Origin of the sequence: Endozoicomonas sp. ALD068, assembly GCF_049310145.1 — a bacterium.
In the GTDB taxonomy this organism is placed as follows: domain Bacteria; phylum Pseudomonadota; class Gammaproteobacteria; order Pseudomonadales; family Endozoicomonadaceae; genus Endozoicomonas_A.
On record NZ_JBLYNU010000004.1, the window covers coordinates 5,359,852 to 5,382,500 of the forward strand.

The 22,649-nt window shown below is 47.0% G+C and carries 20 protein-coding genes (1 of these 20 running past the window's edge); 17 read left to right on the top strand and 3 right to left on the bottom strand.

What is annotated here, in order from left to right:
- Nucleotides 1-2: 2 nt before the first annotated feature.
- Complete coding sequence (locus ACO6V5_RS19865) at nt 3-974, bottom strand: Fe(3+) ABC transporter substrate-binding protein (protein ID WP_422136044.1); 972 nt, start codon at nt 972-974, stop codon at nt 3-5.
- A 1,039-nt stretch (nt 975-2,013) separates the two neighbouring features.
- Between ACO6V5_RS19865 and mnmG the strand changes: the two genes are divergently transcribed.
- The 5 genes from mnmG (at nt 2,014) to ACO6V5_RS19890 (ending at nt 7,258) form a co-directional block, all read left to right on the top strand.
- Nucleotides 2,014-3,888: a tRNA uridine-5-carboxymethylaminomethyl(34) synthesis enzyme MnmG gene (mnmG, locus tag ACO6V5_RS19870; RefSeq protein WP_422410708.1), complete on the top strand. Its 1,875-nt coding sequence runs from the start codon at nt 2,014-2,016 to the stop codon at nt 3,886-3,888.
- 678 nt (nt 3,889-4,566) lie between these two features.
- The gene (gene rsmG / locus ACO6V5_RS19875; protein ID WP_422136043.1) at nt 4,567-5,211 is read left to right on the top strand and encodes a 16S rRNA (guanine(527)-N(7))-methyltransferase RsmG; all 645 of its coding nucleotides are present in this window, start codon (nt 4,567-4,569) and stop codon (nt 5,209-5,211) included.
- 52 nt (nt 5,212-5,263) lie between these two features.
- Nucleotides 5,264-6,070, top strand: coding sequence for a ParA family protein (locus tag ACO6V5_RS19880; protein ID WP_422136042.1), 807 nt, complete (start codon nt 5,264-5,266; stop codon nt 6,068-6,070).
- Nucleotides 6,067-6,972 (top strand): ParB/RepB/Spo0J family partition protein, encoded by a 906-nt coding sequence (locus ACO6V5_RS19885; RefSeq protein WP_422410706.1) that lies wholly within the window; start codon nt 6,067-6,069, stop codon nt 6,970-6,972. Before ACO6V5_RS19880 ends, ACO6V5_RS19885 begins: the two co-directional genes overlap by 4 nt.
- A gap of 136 nt (nt 6,973-7,108) precedes the next feature.
- Complete coding sequence (locus ACO6V5_RS19890) at nt 7,109-7,258, top strand: hypothetical protein (RefSeq protein WP_422442038.1); 150 nt, start codon at nt 7,109-7,111, stop codon at nt 7,256-7,258.
- Between the two features lie 383 nt (nt 7,259-7,641).
- On the opposite strand, the gene ACO6V5_RS19895 is transcribed toward ACO6V5_RS19890, so the two are convergent.
- Nucleotides 7,642-7,911: a hypothetical protein gene (locus tag ACO6V5_RS19895; protein WP_422410688.1), complete on the bottom strand. Its 270-nt coding sequence runs from the start codon at nt 7,909-7,911 to the stop codon at nt 7,642-7,644.
- A gap of 451 nt (nt 7,912-8,362) precedes the next feature.
- On the opposite strand from ACO6V5_RS19895, the gene ACO6V5_RS19900 reads away from it, so the two are divergent.
- From ACO6V5_RS19900 to ACO6V5_RS19945, 10 genes are all read left to right on the top strand, one after another.
- Nucleotides 8,363-9,265, top strand: a complete 903-nt coding sequence (locus ACO6V5_RS19900; protein WP_422136039.1) for a LysR substrate-binding domain-containing protein — start codon at nt 8,363-8,365, stop codon at nt 9,263-9,265.
- Between the two features lie 320 nt (nt 9,266-9,585).
- Nucleotides 9,586-9,981, top strand: a complete 396-nt coding sequence (locus ACO6V5_RS19905; protein WP_422136038.1) for an ATP synthase subunit I — start codon at nt 9,586-9,588, stop codon at nt 9,979-9,981.
- A gap of 54 nt (nt 9,982-10,035) precedes the next feature.
- Entirely contained in the window at nt 10,036-10,917 is an 882-nt protein-coding gene (gene atpB / locus ACO6V5_RS19910) for a F0F1 ATP synthase subunit A (RefSeq protein WP_422136037.1), read from the top strand.
- Between the two features lie 91 nt (nt 10,918-11,008).
- Nucleotides 11,009-11,263 (top strand): F0F1 ATP synthase subunit C, encoded by a 255-nt coding sequence (gene atpE / locus ACO6V5_RS19915; protein WP_257253757.1) that lies wholly within the window; start codon nt 11,009-11,011, stop codon nt 11,261-11,263.
- 211 nt (nt 11,264-11,474) lie between these two features.
- Nucleotides 11,475-11,945 (top strand): F0F1 ATP synthase subunit B, encoded by a 471-nt coding sequence (locus tag ACO6V5_RS19920; protein ID WP_317144277.1) that lies wholly within the window; start codon nt 11,475-11,477, stop codon nt 11,943-11,945.
- Between the two features lie 12 nt (nt 11,946-11,957).
- Nucleotides 11,958-12,491: a F0F1 ATP synthase subunit delta gene (locus ACO6V5_RS19925; RefSeq protein WP_422136035.1), complete on the top strand. Its 534-nt coding sequence runs from the start codon at nt 11,958-11,960 to the stop codon at nt 12,489-12,491.
- Between the two features lie 37 nt (nt 12,492-12,528).
- Complete coding sequence (gene atpA, locus ACO6V5_RS19930; protein ID WP_422136034.1) at nt 12,529-14,070, top strand: F0F1 ATP synthase subunit alpha; 1,542 nt, start codon at nt 12,529-12,531, stop codon at nt 14,068-14,070.
- Nucleotides 14,071-14,155: 85 nt separating this feature from the next.
- Complete coding sequence (gene atpG / locus ACO6V5_RS19935) at nt 14,156-15,016, top strand: F0F1 ATP synthase subunit gamma (protein ID WP_422136033.1); 861 nt, start codon at nt 14,156-14,158, stop codon at nt 15,014-15,016.
- 42 nt (nt 15,017-15,058) lie between these two features.
- Entirely contained in the window at nt 15,059-16,435 is a 1,377-nt protein-coding gene (atpD, locus tag ACO6V5_RS19940) for a F0F1 ATP synthase subunit beta (RefSeq protein WP_317144281.1), read from the top strand.
- A 103-nt stretch (nt 16,436-16,538) separates the two neighbouring features.
- Entirely contained in the window at nt 16,539-16,964 is a 426-nt protein-coding gene (locus tag ACO6V5_RS19945; protein ID WP_422136032.1) for a F0F1 ATP synthase subunit epsilon, read from the top strand.
- A 102-nt stretch (nt 16,965-17,066) separates the two neighbouring features.
- On the opposite strand, the gene ACO6V5_RS19950 is transcribed toward ACO6V5_RS19945, so the two are convergent.
- Nucleotides 17,067-19,517, bottom strand: coding sequence for an OTU domain-containing protein (locus ACO6V5_RS19950; protein ID WP_422410682.1), 2,451 nt, complete (start codon nt 19,515-19,517; stop codon nt 17,067-17,069).
- 598 nt (nt 19,518-20,115) lie between these two features.
- On the opposite strand from ACO6V5_RS19950, the gene ACO6V5_RS19955 reads away from it, so the two are divergent.
- Together ACO6V5_RS19955 and ACO6V5_RS19960 are read left to right on the top strand one after the other, a co-directional pair.
- The gene (locus ACO6V5_RS19955; protein ID WP_422410680.1) at nt 20,116-21,495 is read left to right on the top strand and encodes a hypothetical protein; all 1,380 of its coding nucleotides are present in this window, start codon (nt 20,116-20,118) and stop codon (nt 21,493-21,495) included.
- 168 nt (nt 21,496-21,663) lie between these two features.
- Nucleotides 21,664-22,649 carry the 5' portion of a hypothetical protein gene (locus ACO6V5_RS19960; protein ID WP_422136029.1) on the top strand. The gene runs 574 nt beyond the window's last position, so the window shows 986 of its 1,560 coding nt (coding positions 1-986); its start codon is at nt 21,664-21,666; its stop codon lies beyond the right edge, outside the window.

Sequence of the window (22,649 nt, forward strand, 5' to 3'; positions counted from 1 at the left end):
AATTACAGATCAAAACGGACTTCGTCTAACAGTTTCTGAGCGGTCGCATAGTTCTCTGCCAGCTTGTAAACAGGCAGATCGTCGGATTTGAACTCACCCCAGGAAGCAACCATTTTGGAAACCGGTACATCAGGATTTACAGGGTATTCCATGTTGACTTCAGCGAAGGTGGCCTGAGCTTTTTGACTGGCCAGGAATTCCATTAACTTAACGGCATTGTCTTTGTTGGGAGCGTATTTGGTCAGAACCATACCACTGACGTTGACGTGAGAGCCATTGCCTTTCTGATCAGGGAAGTTGATGTAAACGGACTCAGCCCATGGACGCTGTTCTTCATTGGTCATCATCTTGCCGAAGTAATAGCTGTTACCGATAGAGAGGTCGCAAACGCCTTCCGTGATAGCTTTTACCTGGGCACGGTCATTACCCTGAGGGCGACGGGCCAGGTTTTCCTTGAAACCTTCAAGCCATTCTTTAGTCGCTTCCTCACCATTGTGAGCGACATAAGCAGCAACGAGACCTACGTTATAGGCGTTTTTACCACTGCGTGTGCAGATTTTGCCTTTGTACTTTGGATCGGCCAGATCGTCGTAAGTGATGCCTTCCGGCTTCTCTGAACGTTTGGTGCTGTAGATATTTCTGACACGCTTGGTCAGGGCAAACCATTCACCCTCAGGGTCTCTATACTGGGCAGGAATGTCGTTATTGATTGATTGGCTGTCAACGGGCTGGCTGAGATCCTTTTCAACCAGATTCATCAGTCGGCTGATGTCTGTCGTCAATACCAGGTCAGCGGGGCTCAGTTTGCCTTCACGTTCGAGACGCTCACTCAAACCTTTTTTGGCAAACACCATGTTGACTTCAATACCGGTGTCTTTGGTGAACTCTGCGAACAGAGGTTCAACCAGAAAAGGCTGACGATAGGAGTAAACATTAACCACTTCTGCGGCCAGGGAGATAGCAGATGCAGCCATAAGACCTGCTGCTAAAAGTGCTGAAGAGACTTTATTTTTCAACATGGACGACAACCGTATTTTTATAATATCAATCTAAATAGGAAACATTATCATTCGCGCATTCTACAGAAATTTCGTCTTATCGCCAGTTTTTATGAACATAAGTACTAACTTTTTTGTTCTATTCGCATACCATATTTCACAAATAGCATTCATTAATTTGGAATAGTTTTTGGAATGAAAGTTCAAAACATTGTTGTCAATCCACCCAACTAAAGAGCAGGACCAGGATTCTGGGTTGAGCGAATGCCCTTCCTTATGGTTGAGGTGTCCTTGAGCTTCCATAACACTCTGCGTCTTATCTGATCTTCTTTTTCTCCATCCCTTCAGAAATTATCAGTCTGCGAAAAACCTTCCGACTATTCGAAGTCGCTCATACCCTGTTGTGGATAAAAAATACCGCTTTATAAGTCTAAATACGCTTCAAACGCAGGTTTTATCAACCTTTCATTGGCGTGGTTCTGTTAGAAATGCCTTGTGGAAAGCTACATAGAGAAACTATTTATAGATACCGGGATAAGATATTGATAAATTTCGATTGTGGAAAAAGGCTCTTTTATCCACAAGAAAACTACACCTTAACCGAAAGATTTCAACAGTAGACTGACACACTTATTCATTTTTTAAAATATTGATATATATATACTTTTTTTGCTTATCCACAGAAACTACTCACACTATTTATAATAAAAATATCTAATAAACACTACGTTAAAGACGGCTATTGTTTTTAATGTTACTCACAGGTAAGGACCTCTAGAAGCAGTAGGAAGACGACATACAAGATTTCGGGCTTTACGACTGAACCCCTGGCTGATAAGGCACTATGCTTTACGCCAATAGGAACAGAGCCTTTAACTGAACGAGTCCTCATCGGGAAAAACAGGCGGAAAGGCATTTGTCATGAAAGATGCATGTTGTGGACAAAAGAGCTGAGGTATAATCCGCCTCCTTTTTACCAGACCCATAAACGAACAAAGGTGATGTGACCTTGGCAGTGGACTTTCCAACCCGGTTTGATGTGATAGTGATTGGTGGTGGCCATGCGGGCACAGAGGCTGCTCTTGCTTCTGCACGTATGGGTGTTAAAACACTCTTGTTGACCCATAACATCGAAACTCTGGGGATGATGTCCTGCAATCCTGCCATCGGTGGTATTGGCAAAAGTCACCTGGTGAAAGAAGTGGATGCCCTGGGTGGTGCCATGGGTCGGGCTACGGATTTGGCGGGTATTCAGTTTCGGGTTTTGAATGCACGAAAGGGGCCAGCTGTCAGAGCCACCCGTGCTCAGGCTGATCGGGCACTTTATAAAGAAGCGATCCGAAACATTCTGGAAAACCAGGACAACCTGTGGATATTCCAGCAATCCGCTGATGACCTGATGGTTGAACAGAGTCAGGTTACCGGTGTGGTGACCAACATGGGGGTTCGTTTCCTTGCAACCAGTGTGGTCCTGACTGCAGGAACTTTTCTGGGTGGACGAATTCATATTGGTCTGGAAAATCACAGCGGTGGCAGAGCTGGAGACCCTCCCTCTATAGCCTTGGCCAATCGATTGAGAGATCTTGATCTGGCCGTTGAGCGTCTGAAAACAGGGACGCCTGCCCGTATTGACGCCCGTTCTGTTGATTTTTCGATGATGGCAGAGCAACCGGGTGATACTCCGGTTCCGGTCATGTCCTATCTGGGCTCTGTCGAACAGCATCCCCGTCAGGTGTCTTGTTATATTACCCACACCAACGAACGGACCCATGAGATCATTCGTAGTGGTCTTGACCGTTCACCTATGTTTACCGGGGTGATTGAAGGTATTGGCCCAAGATACTGTCCTTCTATTGAAGACAAGATCACCCGCTTTGCCGACAAGTCTTCACACCAGGTATTCCTTGAGCCAGAAGGTCTGAATACCAATGAGCTCTACCCCAATGGGATTTCTACCAGTCTTCCCTTCGACGTTCAGGTCAATCTGGTGCGTTCCATCCCTGGTCTGGAAAATGCGCATATTACCCGTCCGGGTTATGCCATTGAATACGATTATTTTGACCCGAGAGCTTTGAAATATTCTCTTGAAACAAAAGCGATCGGTGGTTTGTTCTTTGCCGGGCAAATTAATGGCACTACTGGCTATGAAGAAGCTGCGGCCCAGGGACTGTTGGCTGGTTTAAATGCTGGACTGAGAGCGCAGGGTAAAGAGAGCTGGTGTCCTCGCAGGGACGAAGCCTACATTGGCGTTCTGGTGGACGATCTGATTACCAATGGCACCAGTGAACCCTATAGAATGTTTACCAGCCGTGCCGAATATCGTCTGATTCTGCGTGAAGATAATGCCGATTTGCGTCTGACAGAAAAAGGTCGTGAGCTGGGTCTGGTGGACGATGAGCGCTGGTCGGCATTCTGCGACAAAAAAGAGCGAATTGAGAAGGAACATGAACGCCTTCGGACCACATTCATTCATCCAGAGACCGAAGCTTCTGCAAAAATCGACAATAAGCTCTCCAAGCCCATCAGTCGTGAATACAGCCTGCAGGAACTGCTGCGTCGTCCCGAGCTGACTTATGCGGATGTTGCCGCACTCTCCGGTGAACCGGAAGCTAATCCCCAGGTCTGTGAGCAGGTTGAAATTGCTACCAAATACGAAGGTTATATCCATCGCCAGACGGAAGAGATTGATCGTCTGCGCCGTTATGAGGGCACAAAGATTCCTGAGGCTCTGGATTACAGTGTGATCGAGGGGTTGTCTAATGAGCTGAAGCAGAAGCTTAATGATAACAGGCCTGAAACTCTGGGACGGGCTTCCCGAATTCAGGGGATGACGCCCGCAGCGGTTTCCTTGCTACTGATTCATCTTAAAAAACGCTCGATGGTTGCCTGATTTTGACCCGCTGACGCAGGCTTGACTTTCTGGTCGAGAAATCAAGCCTGCTTCGATTCGGGAATCGGTTACTCCTTTTCAGAGCCAAGTCACGGTATGACTGGCGCTTTGTTTTTAGAGGATTACGCGGAGCCACTCGTCCTTTTTTTACCGAATAGGGCGTGACGGGTTGAGTGATCAGAGTGGGTTTCCTGATATTCAGAGTCGATGGTGAAAAGTCAGTGATTAACTGAGTCTGCTCTCTAACAGTCAATCTGGTTTCTGACGGATCACCTGAGAAAAGATCAACCGCTGACTTAAGCCTGCTCAGAATAGTCTGTGAGAGTCGTTTGATTATTTTTTTCATAAGTTTGTTGATAACGCATTGTGTGACTTCCCAGAGAAATTAGTAGAGGCACAGCCAAGAGTTTATCATCACCATCTCTTGTCTGATCGACGATTTGTACTCCGACCTTTTCTTTAAACCTATCCGCCAAACCGGTTGTTCACCATTGAGAAGGTTTAAATTCAGCCTGCAAAGTCGCAAATCGGGTTCGATACTGTTTTTTTATCAATAAGACTATGAAAATTAACGTGCAATCAGAAGGTTATGAATTCGACTGAATCTGCTATTTGCAATACACTATCCATCAAGCCGTGAGGCTGTGAATCCATGTACCCTATCTGGACTGTTTCTTGATGTCTTTTCTGTCCTTACGTGAACGCATCTGCGAGGGAGCAGTTGCGCAATCTCTGATACTGGCGGACAGCCAGGCAGACTTGCTGACAGGTTATGTAGAGCTGCTTGCCAAATGGAACAAAGCTTATAATCTGACCGCCGTCAGGGATCCGCTGGAAATGGTGTCACGACACATACACGACAGCCTGAGTATTGCGCCCTTTATGGAAGGGGATCATCTGATGGACGTAGGTTCCGGGCCCGGTCTGCCAGGCATACCTATGGCGATCCTTAATCCAGAAAAGCACTACACCCTGTTGGACAGTAATGGTAAGAAAACCCGTTTTATGACTCAGGCCAAAACAGAGCTGGGTCTTGAAAATATCACAGTGGCGAATTGCCGGGTAGAATCCTTTGAGGCAATCCAGCCATTTGACGTTATTATGTCCAGAGCATTCAGTTCTCTGGCTGATATGGTGAATGGCAGCCACCATCTGATCAAGGCAGGTGGTAAGTTTCTGGCAATGAAAGGCCTGTTCCCGGAACAGGAACTGGTCGATCTGAAGCAGCTAAGACCAGAAATTTCCCTGCTGGAAAGCCATGCCCTTGACGTCCCGGGTTGTGAAGCACAGAGGCATCTGGTTATCCTGAAGGCTGACGTGTAATTTAAACAGACAGCTTTTCACAAACATAAAGACGATACGGTAGCGATTGGCAGTGGGAAAAATTCTTGCGGTAACGAACCAAAAAGGTGGGGTAGGAAAGACCACTTCCTGCATCAACCTGTCCGCCTCTCTGGTAGCGACCAAGCGAAAGGTGTTACTGGTTGATATGGATCCTCAGGGAAATGCCACGACGGGAAGTGGTATCAATAAACATGACCTGGAGTATTCCTCCTATCAGGTTCTGACCGGGCGATGCGCCATCGATCAGGCTATTGAGAACGCTGAAGATGCGGGCTACGACGTAGTTCCCACTAACGCTGACCTCACTGCCGCTGAAGTAGAGCTTATGTCGATGGAAGCCAGAGAAACCCGACTGAGAAGTGCTCTGGCTTCTGTCAGTGAACACTATGACTATATTCTGATTGATTGCCCACCGTCGCTTAATATGCTGACGCTGAATGCTCTGGTGGCTGCAGAAGGCGTTATTATCCCGATGCAGTGCGAATATTATGCGCTGGAGGGTTTAACTGCCCTGATGGAAACCATTACCGGTATCAGACAGACCATTAATCCGAAGCTCCATATTGAGGGGCTACTCAGGACTATGTACGACCCCCGAATGGGTTTGACCAACGAAGTATCCAGACAGCTGATTGGTCATTTTGGTGATCAGGTTTATCGTACCGTTATTCCACGGAATGTGCGTCTGGCTGAGGCCCCGAGCCATGGCAAACCAGTGCTGGCTTATGACCGAACCTCCAGGGGGGCGGTAGCTTACCTGGCGCTGGCGGGTGAGCTGGTTCGCAGACAAGAGGCTCTTAACAAGGGGCTCAAGACTGAAAGGAAGACAGGGACCTGATGGCTAAAAAACGTCTTGGCACCAATTTAAGTGCATTGATGGGAGGCGCTAACCTCTCATCATCGGTTTCCGATGAACTAACCAACCCGACAGAAACGCCTGAAGGCGAAACACTTCAGAATAAGGAACTTAAAGAGATTCCTGTCGAGTTTATGGTGCGAGGCAAATATCAGCCGCGTCGGGATATGCATCCGGATGCGCTGGAAGAACTGGCTGAAAGTATCAAAGCCCAGGGCATCATGCAGCCTATTGTGGTTCGTCCTCTGTCCCGGAATCGTTATGAAATCATTGCCGGAGAGCGTCGCTGGAGAGCCGCACAGCTGGCTGGTCTGGCGGAGGTACCAGCCTTGGTTCGGGATGTTCCTGACGAAGCAGCCATAGCGATGTCTCTGATTGAGAACATTCAGCGGGAAGATCTTAATCCCATTGAAGAAGCCATTGCGCTGTCCCGCTTGCAGAAAGAGTTTGAACTGACGCAGCAGGAAGTGGCTGAGGCCGTGGGTAAATCCAGAGCAGCAGTAGCCAACATCTTACGTCTGATGTCTTTGAGTTCTGACGTGAAGAAAATGCTGGAATACGGTGACCTGGAGATGGGTCACGCCCGGGCTCTGTTGCCCCTGTCTGATATGGAGCAGCTGGAAGCCGCAAGAACGGTTGTGGCCAAAGGACTCTCAGTTCGCCAGACAGAAGCTCTGGTGCGTCGCATGATGCAGGAAAAAGAACAGGGCAAGAAAAAAACCTCGATGAAAATAGATCCTGACATCAAGCGTCTGGAAGATGACTTATCGGATCGTGTCGGAGCCAGGGTTGCCATTACTCATAACGCCAAAGGCAAGGGAAAACTGGTGATTTCCTACAATAGCCTGGATGAACTGGACGGGGTTCTGGCGCATATTCAATAAGTGTCCGATACCCAATAAACACTAGGCAGGTTGTTCGCAAAACCCTGATACCAGCGTGATTGTCAATTAACCTGCCCGTTTTGTGGCGATAATATTGCAGGTACCGGAGAGGCGTTTGTTGCTTTCGCTTCCCCGGATGAAAACCGTCAGATTTTGGCAGATTATATTAGCCGAAGGAAAAGGTCAGGCTCCTAGCAAGATAGACCTGAATGTGACAGTTGAAACGGCTCCCGGCAAAAAAGAGAAGTTATTACAGGTAAAAAAACGGCTGCATAAAGCAGCCTAATACCTTGTCGTACACTGGTCAGCTTGGAAAAAGCTATCGGATTTTGTCCTGATGATCACGGGTTTAAAGAAACAAAATCCGATACCATTTTCACAGCATCGATTAATACATTACCAGATGCTGATAATAGATATTTTGTACATTTATTTTATCTTGTTGTGTTTTATTCTGATCCCTCTTATAGCTGCTTATCTTTCAATGTCGGAGGTTGAAGGTAGCGGCTATTTATAGCGCTTGATGATGGTGAACGAATTATAGAGCTCTGAAAGTCTTTCTGGATAATCAATAAAATTACAGGCGCATATAAGTCAAACTTATGGGTTGTGTGTTATTGTTACCGGGCTCCTGAAAACTGGCAAGTTTGTCGGTTATTAAAAAGTAGCTCAATGCATGGTCAGACAAGATTTAGCCTTGAAAAAGTGTTCGAATATTGTCCTGCAATAAGTCGCAGGAGCAGACAAAACCGGGTAACTTTTTCGAAGACCTGAATATTTCAAATGTTTATCTGCTTTACGGAAAAAAGCACCAAGATTATCAAGTGTTGATGAATACTTTCTCTTTTGTTTGCAGTACACAATCTTTTCAAGAACGGATGTTTGTTTTTTAAGATCAACCCAATGCTTTACATTTCGATCATTATATTCTTGGTACATAGCCACTCCTTGTTGGACAATTATCATAAAAATCTTTCTGAGTACGGTTTCAAAACAACTCTAAGATAAGTGTTATTATTGATCTGCGAGGGTGACTGCATTATAAGGAGTAGGCTTATTCCCTGAATAATCAATAAATCAAGAGAGTCTTATAATGAGCACTTATGAGTGAGTAATTGATAGACAAATGAGGAAAACCTAAATCTACTTAAAAATCTTGACGGTTTTATTACAAAAGTCGTTAAGGTTATCGAGGGATGACGTACTCTATTTTATAATGTGCGTGTAACGAAGGACCTCTTTCATTGCGGGTGTCATTTTTTTAGGCCAACCCAGGTTTTGGTGTCCTGTTCACTAATAACAACTCCTAAAATTTAAGGTGTTAATTTTATCTATGCCACCCGGGATTTCACCGTCCTTTTTGAGCTGGCAATGGATATCGGAGCAGTAAATGCGTATCACATTGAGGCAGCTTGAAATCTTTAAGGCGATCGCCCAGTCCGGCAGAGTTACAGCAGCAGCAGAATCCCTGTTTATTTCGCAGCCCGCTGCCAGTATGGCACTGTCAGAACTGGAAAAGCATTTAGGCCCCTTATTTGACCGACATGCTGGTGCGTCCATGGCATTAAACGACTCTGGTCGATCATTATTACCCATGGCAGCAGAGCTGATTGATCGGGCCCACGAGATTGAAACCCAGTTTATAGAGGACAGCTGCTATAAAGAGGGAACGCTGAAGATACATGCAAGTTCTACCATTGGTAATAACCTGATGCCTCGTATTCTTGGGAGGTTTTTCAAGGAATTTCCCCATATCAGGGCCGAACTGGCGGTCGAAAATACCCGCAGTATTCAGCAGAGAATATTGGCTATGGAGATTGATCTGGGCGTCGTTGAAGGCAGCTGTCTGCACCCGGAAATAGAAGTGATCCCCTGGCGCGAAGATGAGCTTGTTATTATTTGTCATCCTGACCACCCCATGGCCGGGAAGACCGTGGATCTTCAGTCCCTGAAACACGAAGAGTGGATACTCAGGGAGCCAGGCTCAGGAACCCGGGAACTGTTTGATGAAGTCTTGGCAACACGTTTATGTACACCTAACGTTATAATGAGTCTTAACCGGGCCGAAGCCGTCAAGCAGGCTGTTATGGAAGGGTTGGGTATTGGTTGTATTTCCAACCTGGCTATATGGCGGGCCAGGAATGCCGGTCTGCTATCGACCATCAACGTGTCTGACCTGACTCTGAATCGTCATTTTTATCTGTTACTTAACAGGAAAAAATATCGAAGTGGCGTGATCAAGAAAGTCTCTGAGTTTATTTTGCAATGGGATGACGAGCTTTTGGTCCATTAGCTATTGAACGCCATTCATTAGGACTCAGGGGATAATATTCTTCCGAAGTCGTATAGTGTCAACCTTTAAGATATTAGTTGAACGCAGGTGCATGTCACTAGTATACTTTCGCGCGCCGTAGGGGTGAAAAAAAGTTCTAAGATTTTCAGTTGTGTGAAGCTTTGCCATCTGATGTTTAACTGTATTCACACATCGCAAAGGCTGAAACCCCTGGTATTTTCTGAGGGGCGGATCAAGACTTATCAGACCTGTTAAGATACTCAGGTCAAGCGCAGGAGCCTGTGTCTGTAAAGACGACGTGGAGAGTCAAAAGTAAAGAGATGTTTAGAAGTGACAGTCGGGCCAGTTACCCGCATCTGCAACAGCCACGTATCTATCGTGTTGTCGTTGCTCAACTGTTGGCTACAGTATCTCTGACATTGCTTTTGCTGCCGCTGGGTAAGTCTTTCGCTATATCCGCTCTGTCAGGTGGTTTGGCATGCAGCGTCCCCAATGCTTATCTGGTCTGGAGAGCATTTCGATACCGGGGAGCCAGTGCGGCACAGAAAATAGTCAGGTCTTTTTATCAGGGTGAAGCGGGGAAGTTTGCCTTAACGGTTCTGGCGTTCGTTCTGATTTTTACACGGATACCGTCAATCGACCCCCTGACGATGTTCGGTGCATTTGCTTTGATTCAGGCGGTAAACTGGCTGACCCCTCTTCTTATTAAGAGTTGAGGCAGGTTTACTGACGACAGATTTATACAATGATGATGGTGTACGGGAAAATTCATGGCGACGACTGCAACTGAGTACATAGCCCACCACCTGCAGAATCTTACCTTCGGTAAGCTGCCTGCAGGTTTTGAACGTGTGGACAATTATGGCAATGAGCTGGGTGTTCTGTCGGAAGACACCTGGACCTTTGCCAGAACCGCTGCTGAAGCAAAAGAAATGGGTTTCTGGGCGCTGCACGTAGACAGTCTGTTCTGGTCTGTTCTGCTGGGTGTGGTGTTCATCTCGATCTTCCGTATGGTGGCCAGGCGTGCATCTGCCGGTGTTCCTACTGGCATGCAGAATCTGGTTGAAATGGTCGTTGAGTTTGTGGATGGCAGTGTCAAAGACTCTTTTCATGGCAGAAATAACCTGATCGCCCCGCTTGCATTGACTATTTTCTGTTGGGTTTTCTTTATGAACCTGATGGACCTGATCCCTGTTGACTGGATCCCGGGGCTGGCCTCTGCTTTGGGCATTCCTTATATGAAGATTGTACCGAGTACAGATCCGAATATTACTCTGGGTATGTCCCTCTCTGTCTTTATGTTAATTATCTTTTACTCGATCAAAGTGAAAGGTATAGGTGGTTTTATTGGTGAGCTGACCCTGCATCCGTTCAGCAGCCCTAACAAAGCTGTGCAGGCTCTGTTGATTCCAATCAACTTCCTGCTGGAATCTGTGACCATGATTGCCAAGCCCATCTCTCTGGCTCTGCGTCTTTTTGGTAATATGTACGCAGGTGAGTTGATCTTTATCCTGATTGCCCTGGTCGGCTACATGCAGCTACCTTTGCACTTTGGATGGGCTGTTTTCCATATTCTTGTGGTCACTCTGCAAGCATTCATCTTTATGATTTTGACCATTGTTTATCTAAGCATGGCAAGCGAAGACCATTAATTATAGATATTGTACGTCAGCTGACTGACGTAGTGTGTTAACTAACCTAAAACTTCAATTTAACAAAGACCACAATAGGTCGGGAGGAAATATGGAACTGGTAGTAGGTCTGACTGCAATCGGTGTTGCTTTCATGCTGGGTCTTGCGGCTCTGGCTACAGCTATCGGCTTTGGTTTGCTGGGTGGAAAATTCCTTGAAGGCGTTGCCAGACAGCCTGAAACGGCACCAATGCTGCAAACCAAAATGTTTATCGTAGCGGGTCTTCTTGACGCTGTGCCAATGATTGCTGTGGGTATAGCCCTGTTCTTCACCTTTGCTAACCCTTTTGTAGCTCTGGTTCAGTAATCGCTGCAGTGAAGATCCGGCTTGGCGTTGAAGTACGGCCGGTCTGAGAGCCGTAACGAAACGAAAAGCCGAATAAAGATCCTGGATGTACTCCTAGGCTGGGTAAGCTGATCTAAACAACTTTGTTGGGAGCGTCTTATTTTGCTAAATAGAAGTAGTACGCTCATCTGAGGCAGGATTTTAAGATTTTACTGGAGCATTTGGAGTTCGCATGAATATCAATGCAACTATCATCGGTCAGACGATCGCCTTTGCTGTGTTTGTCTGGTTCTGCATGAAGTATGTATGGCCACCCATCATGCAGGCCCTCAACGACCGTAAGAAACAAATCGCTGACGGACTGGACGCTGCAGCTCGTGGTCAGAAAGAGCTGGAACTGGCTCAGAAAAAAGTTCTCGAAGAACTGCGTGAAGCCCGTGAAAAGGCTCAGGAAATCATCGAGCTGGCAAACAAGCGTTCTGCCCAGATCCTTGACGAGGCTAAAGAGCAGGCCCGTGAAGAAGCTGATCGCATCAAGGTGGCTGCGCAGGCTGACATTGAGCAGGAAGCCAACAGAGCCCGCGAAGCTCTGCGTTCTCAGGTTGCAGCCCTGGCTGTAGTCGGTGCTGAGCGTATTCTGGGTGAAAATCTGGATGAGTCAGCTAACAGCCGTCTGGTTGATGACCTGGTTGCTGAACTCTAAAGGGGATTGACCATGGAATTGACTACATGTGCCCGTCCCTACGCCAAGGCCGCATTCAAGATAGCAAAAGAGCACGACCAGTTATTTGAATGGTCTCAGATGCTAACTTTATGTGCGAGTATATCCAGGCGTGAGGCTGTGGGCAGGATGCTGAAAGACCCGTCCACCACAGGGGACATGAAGGCAGACGCCTTTATCGAACTGTGCAAAGGCAGTCTTTCGGTTGAAGTCGAGAATTACATTCGGATCCTTACGAATAAAAAACGGATTTTTCTGCTTCCCCAGATCGACGCGATCTTTGAGCAGATGAAAGCACAAGATCAGAGTTATCAGGATATAGTCGTCACTTCGGCTTTCCCGCTGTCCGATGAACAGCAGGACAAAATCGCAAAGAAAGTTGAAAAACGACTTGGTCGATCAGTACGAATGCATACACAGGTAGATACCTACCTGATCGGCGGCGTCATCGTGAAAGCTGGAGACCTCGTTATCGACGGCAGTGTCCGCTCGCGGTTGACCAAGCTTGCCGATGCGATGATTTCATAATTACTTTTTTTTAAGTAAAAAGTTTGGCAGGTAAGCTATGCAACTGAATCCTTCCGAGGTCAGTGACATCATCAAGAGCCGCATAGAGCAGCTTGATGTGTCCAGTGAAGCCCGCAATGAGGGCACCATCGTCAGTGTCACTGACGGTATTGTTCGTATACACGGTCTGCAAGACGTAATGTACGGGGAAATGATCAAGTTCTCCGGCGGTGTATACGGTATGGCGTTGAACCTGGAGCAGGACTCCGTCGGCGCTGTTGTATTAGGTGACTATAGTCAGCTGGCTGAGGGCCAGACTGTTCAGTGCACCGGTCGAATTCTTGAAGTACCTGTTGGCAGGCAGTTGCTGGGACGTGTTGTTGACGCGCTGGGTAACCCCATCGACGGCAAAGGTCCCGTTGAAGCCACTGAAACTTCGCCAATCGAAAAAGTAGCGCCAGGCGTTATTGCCCGTCAGTCTGTAGACGAGCCGATTCAGACAGGTTACAAGTCCGTTGATGCCATGGTTCCTGTGGGTCGTGGTCAGCGTGAGTTGATCATCGGTGACCGTCAGACGGGTAAGACCGCTCTGGCCATCGACGCGATCATCAACCAGAAAGGTACTGGTATCAAGTGCGTTTACGTAGCGATTGGCCAGAAGCAGTCTTCTATCGCCAACGTGGTACGCAAGCTCGAAGAGCATGGCGCAATGGAACACACCATAGTTGTTGCCGCAGGTGCTTCTGATCCGGCATCCATGCAGTTCCTGGCGCCATTTGCCGGTTGCTCCATGGGTGAATACTTCCGCGATCTGGGTGAAGATGCCCTGATTGTTTATGATGATCTGACCAAGCAGGCCTGGGCCTATCGTCAGATCTCTCTGTTGCTGCGCCGTCCACCGGGCCGTGAAGCTTATCCGGGTGACGTATTCTACTTGCACTCCCGTCTGCTGGAGCGTGCTTCTCGTGTAAACGCCGAGCATGTTGAAAAGCTGACCGATGGTAAAGTGAAAGGCCAGACCGGTTCCCTGACCGCCCTGCCAATCATCGAAACCCAGGCAGGTGACGTATCGGCCTTCGTACCGACTAACGTAATCTCTATTACCGATGGTCAGATCTTCCTGGAAACCGATCTGTTCAATGCGGGTATCCGTCCTGCGATGAACGCTGGTATCTCCGTATCCCGTGTAGGTGGTGCTGCCCAGACCAAGATCATCAAGAAACTGGGTGGTGGTATCCGTCTGGCTCTGGCTCAGTATCGTGAACTGCAGGCGTTTGCCCAGTTTGCTTCTGACCTTGATGAAGCTACCCGCAAGCAGCTCGAACACGGTCAGCGTGTTACTGAACTGATGAAGCAGAAACAGTACGCGCCAATGTCTGTTGCTGACATGGGTGTTGTCATCTACGCCGCTGAAAAAGGCTACCTGGAAGGCGTTGAGTTAAACAAGATCCTGGACTTTGAAGCTGCCCTGTTGAGCTTTGTGAACTCTGAATTCAGTGAGCTGATGGCTCGCATCAACGAATCTGGAGATTACAACGGTGAAATTGAAGAGGGTATCAAAGCGGCTATTGAGAAGTTCAAGGCCACCCAGTCATGGTAACAGTTTTCAGTGGTCAGTGGTCAGTGGTCAGTAAAGCTGGCTTACTGGCCGCTGGCCTCGAAAGCCTGGCTTGAGGAACTGAATAATGGCAGGCGCAAAAGAGATCCGGACGCAGATATCGTCCATTAAAGGTACGCAGAAGATCACCAGCGCCATGGAAATGGTGGCGGCGAGTAAGATGCGTAAAGCTCAGGAGCGGAGAGAAACCAGCCGCCCTTATGCCGAGCGTATCCGTCAGGTTGTAGGGCATGTTGCTCACGCCAATGCCGAGTACAAACACACCTTCATGACAGAACGTGAGGTGAAGCGTGTCGGTTTTATCATCGTTTCCACGGATCGGGGCCTCTGTGGAGGTCTGAACATCAACCTGTTCAAGAAAACCATTGAGAGTATGACTCAGTGGAAAGATCAGGGTGCTGAAATAGATCTTTGCCTGATCGGCAGCAAGGCTGTTGGATTTTTCCGTAGTTACGGCGGGAACGTCGTAGCAGCCACAACACATATTGGTGACTCACCCAACATTGCTGATCTGATTGGTGGTGTAAAAGTGATGCTGGACAAGTACGAAAACGGTGAAATTGACCGTTTGTACGTTGTTCACAACCGCTTCGTCAACACCATGACACAGTCTCCTGAGGTATTGCAGTTGTTGCCTCTGGTTCCAGATGAAGATGAGTCACTGAAAAGACCCTGGGATTACATTTATGAACCTGATGCCAAACAATTGCTGGATGGCCTGTTGATCAGGTATATCGAGTCCCAGGTATTCCAGGCAGTAGTAGAAAATAACGCCTGTGAGCAGGCCGCGCGAATGATTGCCATGAAGAACGCAACAGATAACGCCGGCAATCTGATTGATGACCTTCAGTTGGTGTACAACAAGGCTCGTCAGGCTGCAATCACACAGGAACTGTCTGAAATCGTCAGTGGCGCTGCAGCGGTGTAACTAAGGCGGCTGTATAAAAGATTAAAGGGTAGAGGAAAGGCTATGAGTAGTGGTCGTATCTTACAAATCATCGGCGCCGTCGTTGACGTCGAATTCCCCAGGGAAAGTGTTCCCAAAGTCTACGACTCTCTGAACGTCGAAGACAAAGATCTGGTACTGGAAGTTCAGCAACAGCTGGGTGACGGTATTGTTCGTACTATCGCCATGGGTTCCACCGAAGGTGTATCCCGCGGTCTCACAGTGGCTAACAGTGGTGAACCGATTCAGGTACCTGTAGGTACCAAGACTCTGGGTCGTATCATGGATGTTCTGGGTAACCCTATCGATGAGAAGGGCCCTATCGGTGAAGAAGAGCGAGCGTCCATCCACCGTAAACCACCCACCTATGCAGAGCAATCCGCTTCCAACGAATTGCTGGAAACCGGTATCAAGGTTATCGATCTGGTCTGCCCTTTTGCGAAAGGGGGTAAGGTCGGTCTTTTCGGTGGTGCCGGTGTTGGTAAAACCGTAAACATGATGGAGCTGATCCGTAACATCGCTATCGAGCACTCTGGTTTCTCTGTTTTCGCAGGTGTTGGTGAGCGTACTCGTGAGGGTAACGACTTCTACCATGAGATGACCGATTCCAACGTAATCGACAAAGTATCTCTGGTCTACGGTCAGATGAATGAGCCACCCGGAAACCGTCTGCGCGTTGCTCTGACAGGCCTGACTATGGCTGAGAAATTCCGTGACGAAGGTCGTGATGTACTTCTGTTCATCGACAACATCTATCGTTACACCCTGGCGGGTACTGAAGTATCTGCTCTGCTGGGTCGTATGCCATCTGCGGTAGGTTACCAGCCGACTCTGGCAGAAGAGATGGGTGTACTGCAGGAGCGTATTACTTCCACCAAGACCGGTTCTATCACCTCTATCCAGGCCGTGTACGTACCTGCGGATGACTTGACTGACCCGTCTCCGGCGACCACCTTCTCGCACCTGGATGCGACCGTTGTACTGAGCCGTGACATCGCTTCCAAGGGTATCTACCCTGCGATCGACCCTCTGGACTCTACTTCCCGTCAGCTGGACCCTCTGGTCATCGGCCAGGATCACTACGACGTGGCTCGTGGTGTGCAGACCGTACTGCAGCGTTACAAAGAGCTGAAAGACATCATTGCAATTCTGGGTATGGACGAACTGTCTGAAACAGACAAGCAGACAGTAACACGTGCCCGTAAAATTGAGCGTTTCCTGTCTCAGCCATTCTTTGTTGCGGAAGTCTTCACCGGTGCACCTGGTAAGTATGTTTCCCTGAAAGACACCATCAGTGCCTTTAAAGGTATTCTGGCCGGTGAATACGATCACCTGCCAGAGCAGGCGTTCTACATGGTGGGTGGCATCGAGGAAGCGATCGAGAAAGCCAAGTCCATGTAATGGCCGGGACGCTCTGCTTTTGAGGAGCGTCACCCCGTGCCGGGAATGGTTCAATCATTTCCGGTCTACCGTCCATGCGAGGACATAAGAGGAGGTGACACAAATGGCGATCACGGTTCACTGTGACATCGTTAGCGCCGAGGAGGAGATCTTCTCCGGACTGGTAGAGATGGTTATTGCTACCGGTTCTCTGGGTGACCTGGGTATTGCCCCTGGCCACACGCCTCTGCTGACTGATCTGAATCCGGGTCCAATCCGCCTGATCACCCAGGGCGGCGCAGAAGAGGTGTTCTACATCTCAGGTGGATTTCTGGAAGTGCAGCCTAACCAGGTTAAGGTTCTGGCTGACACGGCTCTGCGTGCAGACGATATGGATGAGCTTGCTGCTGAAGAGGCCAAGAAACTGGCTGAACAGGAGCTGACTAATCAGAGCGGTGAGTTTGATTACTCCCGTGCAGCCACTCAGCTAGCTGAAGCCGCTGCTCAGCTGCGTACTCTGCAGGCCATTCGCAAGAAGCTTGGTAAATAAGCAACTTGTGTCTTATAAAAAAACCCGGTTTATTCCGGGTTTTTTTATACCTGTAAAAAATCACCCGCGCGGGTACAACGGGATTGAAGTATTTTGTCTTTTTTATTGCTGCATGAAAAACCGGAAACCGTTGCTCCCTAGGTTATTTTCCAAAGAAGGAAGATCGGGTAATTCATCAACGTTAATGATATTGGGTTGACCGGGGAACGGATCTTGCTGATAGGCAAAAGTCCAGTGGTTTGTATTGATGAATACTAAGATCAACGCATTATCGATATGTTGAGGTACATCGGCAGGGTCAATGTCTTCCGGCTGGCCCTGGTTCCACACAGTCACCTGCAAATCAGAGCTGTGGTTGAATTGCGGGTGTATTACAACAACGCTCCTGCCGAATGCCAGTGAAGCGAAGGCAGCCATGGATATGTCAATCCAGCCGTCTGGCCCGTCTGATGATATCTGGGCTAGAAGTTCAGGGGCTAAGGACATAATGCTTTCGGGAACATAACCCTGGTAGTTTGAGGGGGACGCAAGAAAGATTTGTAATGCACGTCTTATGCTTTCTTCATCGTAACCCGGTAATTGCTGTGCTAATGCATGGGTAAAGCAGTGTCCATCGCCGGGAGTATCGCCCAGTGTCAGCTGTTTTTGTTCGAGAAGTTCATTGAGTTGCTTGGCATATTCAGACCCGTCTGTGGTAGTCGTTTGTAGTTTTTGGTGGATGGCCGATAGCTGCTGTGCAATATCTTCACGCGCCAGATGGTTAAATATGAATTTTCTTTTATAACCATCTATGTAATGCATATGGGGATGAACCGTTGCGTCGCCAACGCCGATCGCATGAAAGATCAATGTCCATAGTGCGCTGTGCAGCGGAGAGTAGCTATAAGCAGCAATGAAATTTATGGCATCAATTTCACTGTAACCGGGGCGCAGAAAACCAATGCTGAACATCACCTGCAGCATTTTCGAAATACTTATGTCATCAGTGTCAAGCTTGGCAATCCCTTCATTGAGCAACTCTGGTGCTGTAATGGGAGAGTTTACAACGACCTCCTTGATTCCTTCTGGAAGTCTATTACTACCCGCGCTAACCATAAAGAACCCCCGGGGTTTCTCGCTGTCATCCCTGCTGCGATGATCGGCATTGAGATCTGAGAAATCAGGTGTCGATGTAAAAGAGGGGACATGATTTTCTGTACTAAACCATTGTTGTTGGGTTTGCCCGTTTTTATATTTGTTCGCAGAGTTTTTCAGAGCTGAGTAGCTGACTCCACTGAGCGTAACAGAATCCTGGGGGTTAAAGGGCAATTGAGTCTTATTCTGATCCGGAAGCAATCGCAGTAAAGCATTAATATTTGATATGTGCCGGTTGACAAACAATCTCAGGGCCTGCTCTTGTTCCTGTGCAAATTTCCGTTGCTGTTCCAGCTCCCGGTCCGGGTCCCGCATGAACCTCATTGTCTTTCTCTGTCGCAGCCAGGGAACCGAGCTCATGTAAGTTGATTTTATGGTTTCATACACAGCCCCCTTTAGTTGAATGACCGAGCTGGATAATTTATGCAATTCCCAGGCAGCCAGTTCTTTCTCGCCATCGATTGGCTTGTTCTCAATAATGTCTAACAGCTCAGCTGTTGTCATATTATCGAAGTTAGTGGTGCTTAGTGCTTGTGATAAACGTTTATACAGATCAGCCAGAGTGAAAACCATACCCAGATGAAGTGCATCGTTGAGCCTTCCAACGAATTCTTTTTCCTGATCAGTCAACTGTGTCCATATTTCTTCTGATTCCTGATTGCTACCTGTTGCCGGATCTGTCTGCATTGGATTACTAACTGGTGTTACCGAATAGGCCAGGAGAAAGTCGTTTTTCGGTTTTGTTACAGAGCCCCCATTGTCAATGAGTATAAGCCTTATTTGCATAGCCATTGAATAAAGCTCTGATGTATTGTCTCGTTTTGAAAAAAAACCGGGAAGCGGATAGATAATGTCTGAATTAAGAAGCTGTATCAGTTTTTCGGGGTATTCAGTGAAGTACTGAAAAAGTAGCCCGGTTATATCGGTTTTATCTTCAACGTTTATGCGGTTAACAAACTGCCAGAAAGAAGGCGTGGCATTGGGATCTTCAGGCTCATATTCAAGCAGGTCGTGAAGGCTTATCACGTTAGAGGCCTGAGTTGTAAGGCGTCCGGTGGACCTTTCCAGTTCAAGGTAACGATAGATTTTATTATTGTAATCGACTCTTGTCAGGTCCTCCCTGACATGGGTGTAAAAATTAAAATGGTCTCTGCATTTCAACCAATGGGCATAGCCATAGGTTGCAGGTAATAGTTTTTTAGCTGAATCAGCACAATGGCTGCTTTTAATCAGCAGAGAGATATCCAGCAGTTTTTTTCTTACCAGCTGATAATAGTGCTTTTGTTCTTCATTTTCTGCCTGAACCGGAGAGGCTGTATACAAAAGAGCGAGTATAAGTGCTTTAAATTGAGGTTTTTTTAATACAGCAGCTATTAATAAAGTTTTTGTTAACGCTGCCCTCAGCTTTTTAATATCCATAATTTCTTATATCCTGTTTATGATTTTATTTAAGGCTGACAATTATAGTTGAAATTAATAAAAGTGCCGGTATTGCTAATTTTGCGTAAATAAAACCCACCACCCTAATCAGGAATAAATTTTTTGGCACGTAAATCCTAAATTGACACCCTCTAGTTCGGTGGGGTCTCACGCGAATTGAGCATAAATGCTGATTTTAATAAGGGAGAAGCAGACAGAGACTATATAGGGTTGTTTCTTTATCAAACTATAAAATCATTCAACGCATATGCCATGCAACAGACTTCATAAGAATCAGTTTTTATAAATCGTTTATATACAATTTGCCGCTGAAATAAACGCTATACTCTCAGCTTTCCCCAGTATTACGGGGCCTTTTATTTCTGGATTCTGGACTTTACTGCAGTTGCCGCCGAGGAGCTTAAATATGAAACAAGTTTTAAGGGCTTTTCCTGTGACGTTGTTATCCATTTCTGTTATTTACAATGGAATAGCTCTTGCTGGGGTGCAAAGCTCTCTAGAGTACACGTATTCATATTTGAGTAACTATAAAAAGTTTATTACTGAGCTGTGTTTTATGGGGGGGTTTGATGGGTTAATGTTTGGAATAGGTTTTATGCTCGGGCGCAGTGCTGCTGAAGAAGCGGAAGCGGGCGAGAACGCGGAGAAAAAAAATCCACGGGATTTCCCATTGAGTCATGGTACTGTCAGCAGCAATTTAAATGCGGTAATGCGGACCACGCCAGTAACTCAGTATTACCAGAAAACAATTATCAACCAGTACAATCTGGTTCCATTTAATATTAGTGATGATAACTATGCTGACCCAGAGAAAAAGCTGGAGTACCTCTGGGCAAGGGCTACTTTCCTTGATGTCTATCCCAAGGACCTTATTAAAGGTGACCTCGAGCCAGCACTGTTTCCATTAAACACTGCATACGATCTGGCTTATACCTACGGGTCTGCAACCGAGCTTTGTAACTCTCCACTGCCGAAACCTTTAACCAAAAAATTCCGCTGCAATGATCAGCAACTGACCGGATTTTGTCGAATCAAGTTCATGCTCAATGGCAAGATCAGTACTCTGGTTGGTATGTTGGCCAACACACCCGATAATGTCAGCGGATGCCTTTTATCCAGCCGAAAAAGAGATAATTTCCTGGTGTCGTTGGGGGGTGAAACTCTGTTACCCAGAGATATTCTGGTCACCGACAAAAAGTATTATCAGATTAATGTTACATATGACAATGTCTCCTATCGATTTCAGCATTGGCTCTTGAATCTACCACCCTTTGCATCAACAGTGCTGTTATCTGGAAGTTTGCGTCATGAAAGTCTGTGCAAAGATGGAGTCAGTCCTGGAGTCCAATGGTACAACGATGGCGCTCATAGCAGCGAGAATCGATGCGAAGGCCTGGCAGCTGAGGCAGCAGGCAAGATATCCCACTTTATCCCTGTACGACAGAAAGCTGATAAAAGCAGACCGTCTCCTGTGGTATGGCAGAAAGTGCCATCACAACAAGACAAAGGGACAGTCAGCATCGAAGTTCAGAAATACTTTTGTTCCCCCAGAAAGCCTTACAAAGAATTTATACTGGGCTCCTTGGCAGGAGAGGGACCTGATAAATATTGTAGATACATTGGTACCAGTGGAAAAAGTGGTTACGTTGCTACCAATCAGAATGGCAGTACTGCTTCTGATTACCTGACTCCCTTGGTTGACGCTAACATTCGCTGGCAGGCTTTTGAGAGTGAGCTGCCTGATAAGGCTGTTATTGCCGGATATAGCTATTCAAGTTCAGGCAAAGAAGTTAGCAAAGTGCCGCAATATTTTTGTCGTTTTATGAACAATGGTTTCAATACCTACGGAAAGTATTTTAAGGAGGGCAAAGTCTGTAAAGCTTCATTTGCAACGCCGAGTGGAGACTCCCACGCTCTAGTTGATTCAAAGACCTTTGAAATTCTGGTCGGGGAATGACGGAATCAGTTGAAAGGGAAGTGTGTATTCCTGAAAATCTTTGAAACCAACTGGTCAGGTACTTTGTTCATAAGGATCAGTTTTTACAAATCATTTCTATACTATTTGCTGTTGGAGTAGACACTACACTCTTGGCTTCTTTGAGAGTTATTGTGGAGGAGCTTGGCTATGAAGCGAGTTTCACGGGCTTTATCTGTGCTGGTGTTATCTATTGCTGTCACTAACAATGCTATCGCTGTGGTTGGAGTGCAAGGCCGTGAGTTGCTTACGTACTCGTATTCACAACAATTAAAGGATTCAAAGTTATTTAGGGTACTGGCTATATTGGGCTTATCTGTGTTCGTTTTTGAGGTGGGGTTCTCGGTTGGGCATTATTCTACGCTATATGCTTTAGATCTTGAGAAAGCTGACAAAGCTGACAAAAAGAGTCCCGATAATCCACCATTGGCGCAGAGTAATGTCAGTCCCGGTTTCAGAGAGCCGATGCGTAGCACGCTGGCTACTGAGCATTATCAGAAAACCATTATCGACCAATATAACCTGCTTCCTTTTAATCTCAGTGAAGATAACTATACCGACTCAAATAAGAAGTTGAAGTACCTGTGGGCAAGAGCGACTTTTCTTGATGCCCAACCCTTGCATCATAATGAAGGTGACGTCCAACCAGCTCTAATTCCATTAAACACTACCTATGATCCGGCTAATCCCTACGGATCTGCAGACGAGTTTTGTATTTCTCCATTGCCGGCACCTTTAACCAAAAAGTTTCGCTGCAATGACCAGCATTTGACCGGATTCTGTCGTGTTAAGATCGGCGGGATCGGTAGATTGGTTGGTATGCTGGCTAATACACCTGATAATGTCAGCGGATGTCTGTTATCAAGTCGAAAAAGAGACAATTTTCTGGCATCTTTGGGGAGCGAAACTGTGCTACCCAGAGATATTCTGGTTACCGACAAAAAGTATTACCAGATTAATGTTATTTACGGCAATACCACCTACCAATTTCAGGAATCGCAGGGGCATCCGGTACCCTTTGCGTCAACAATACTGTTGTCTAAAAGTTGGCGTCACGAAACCTTGTGTAAAGACGGTGCCAGTCCCGGGACTGAATGGTACAACGATGGTGCTCATAGCTGTGGGCATGGGTGCGC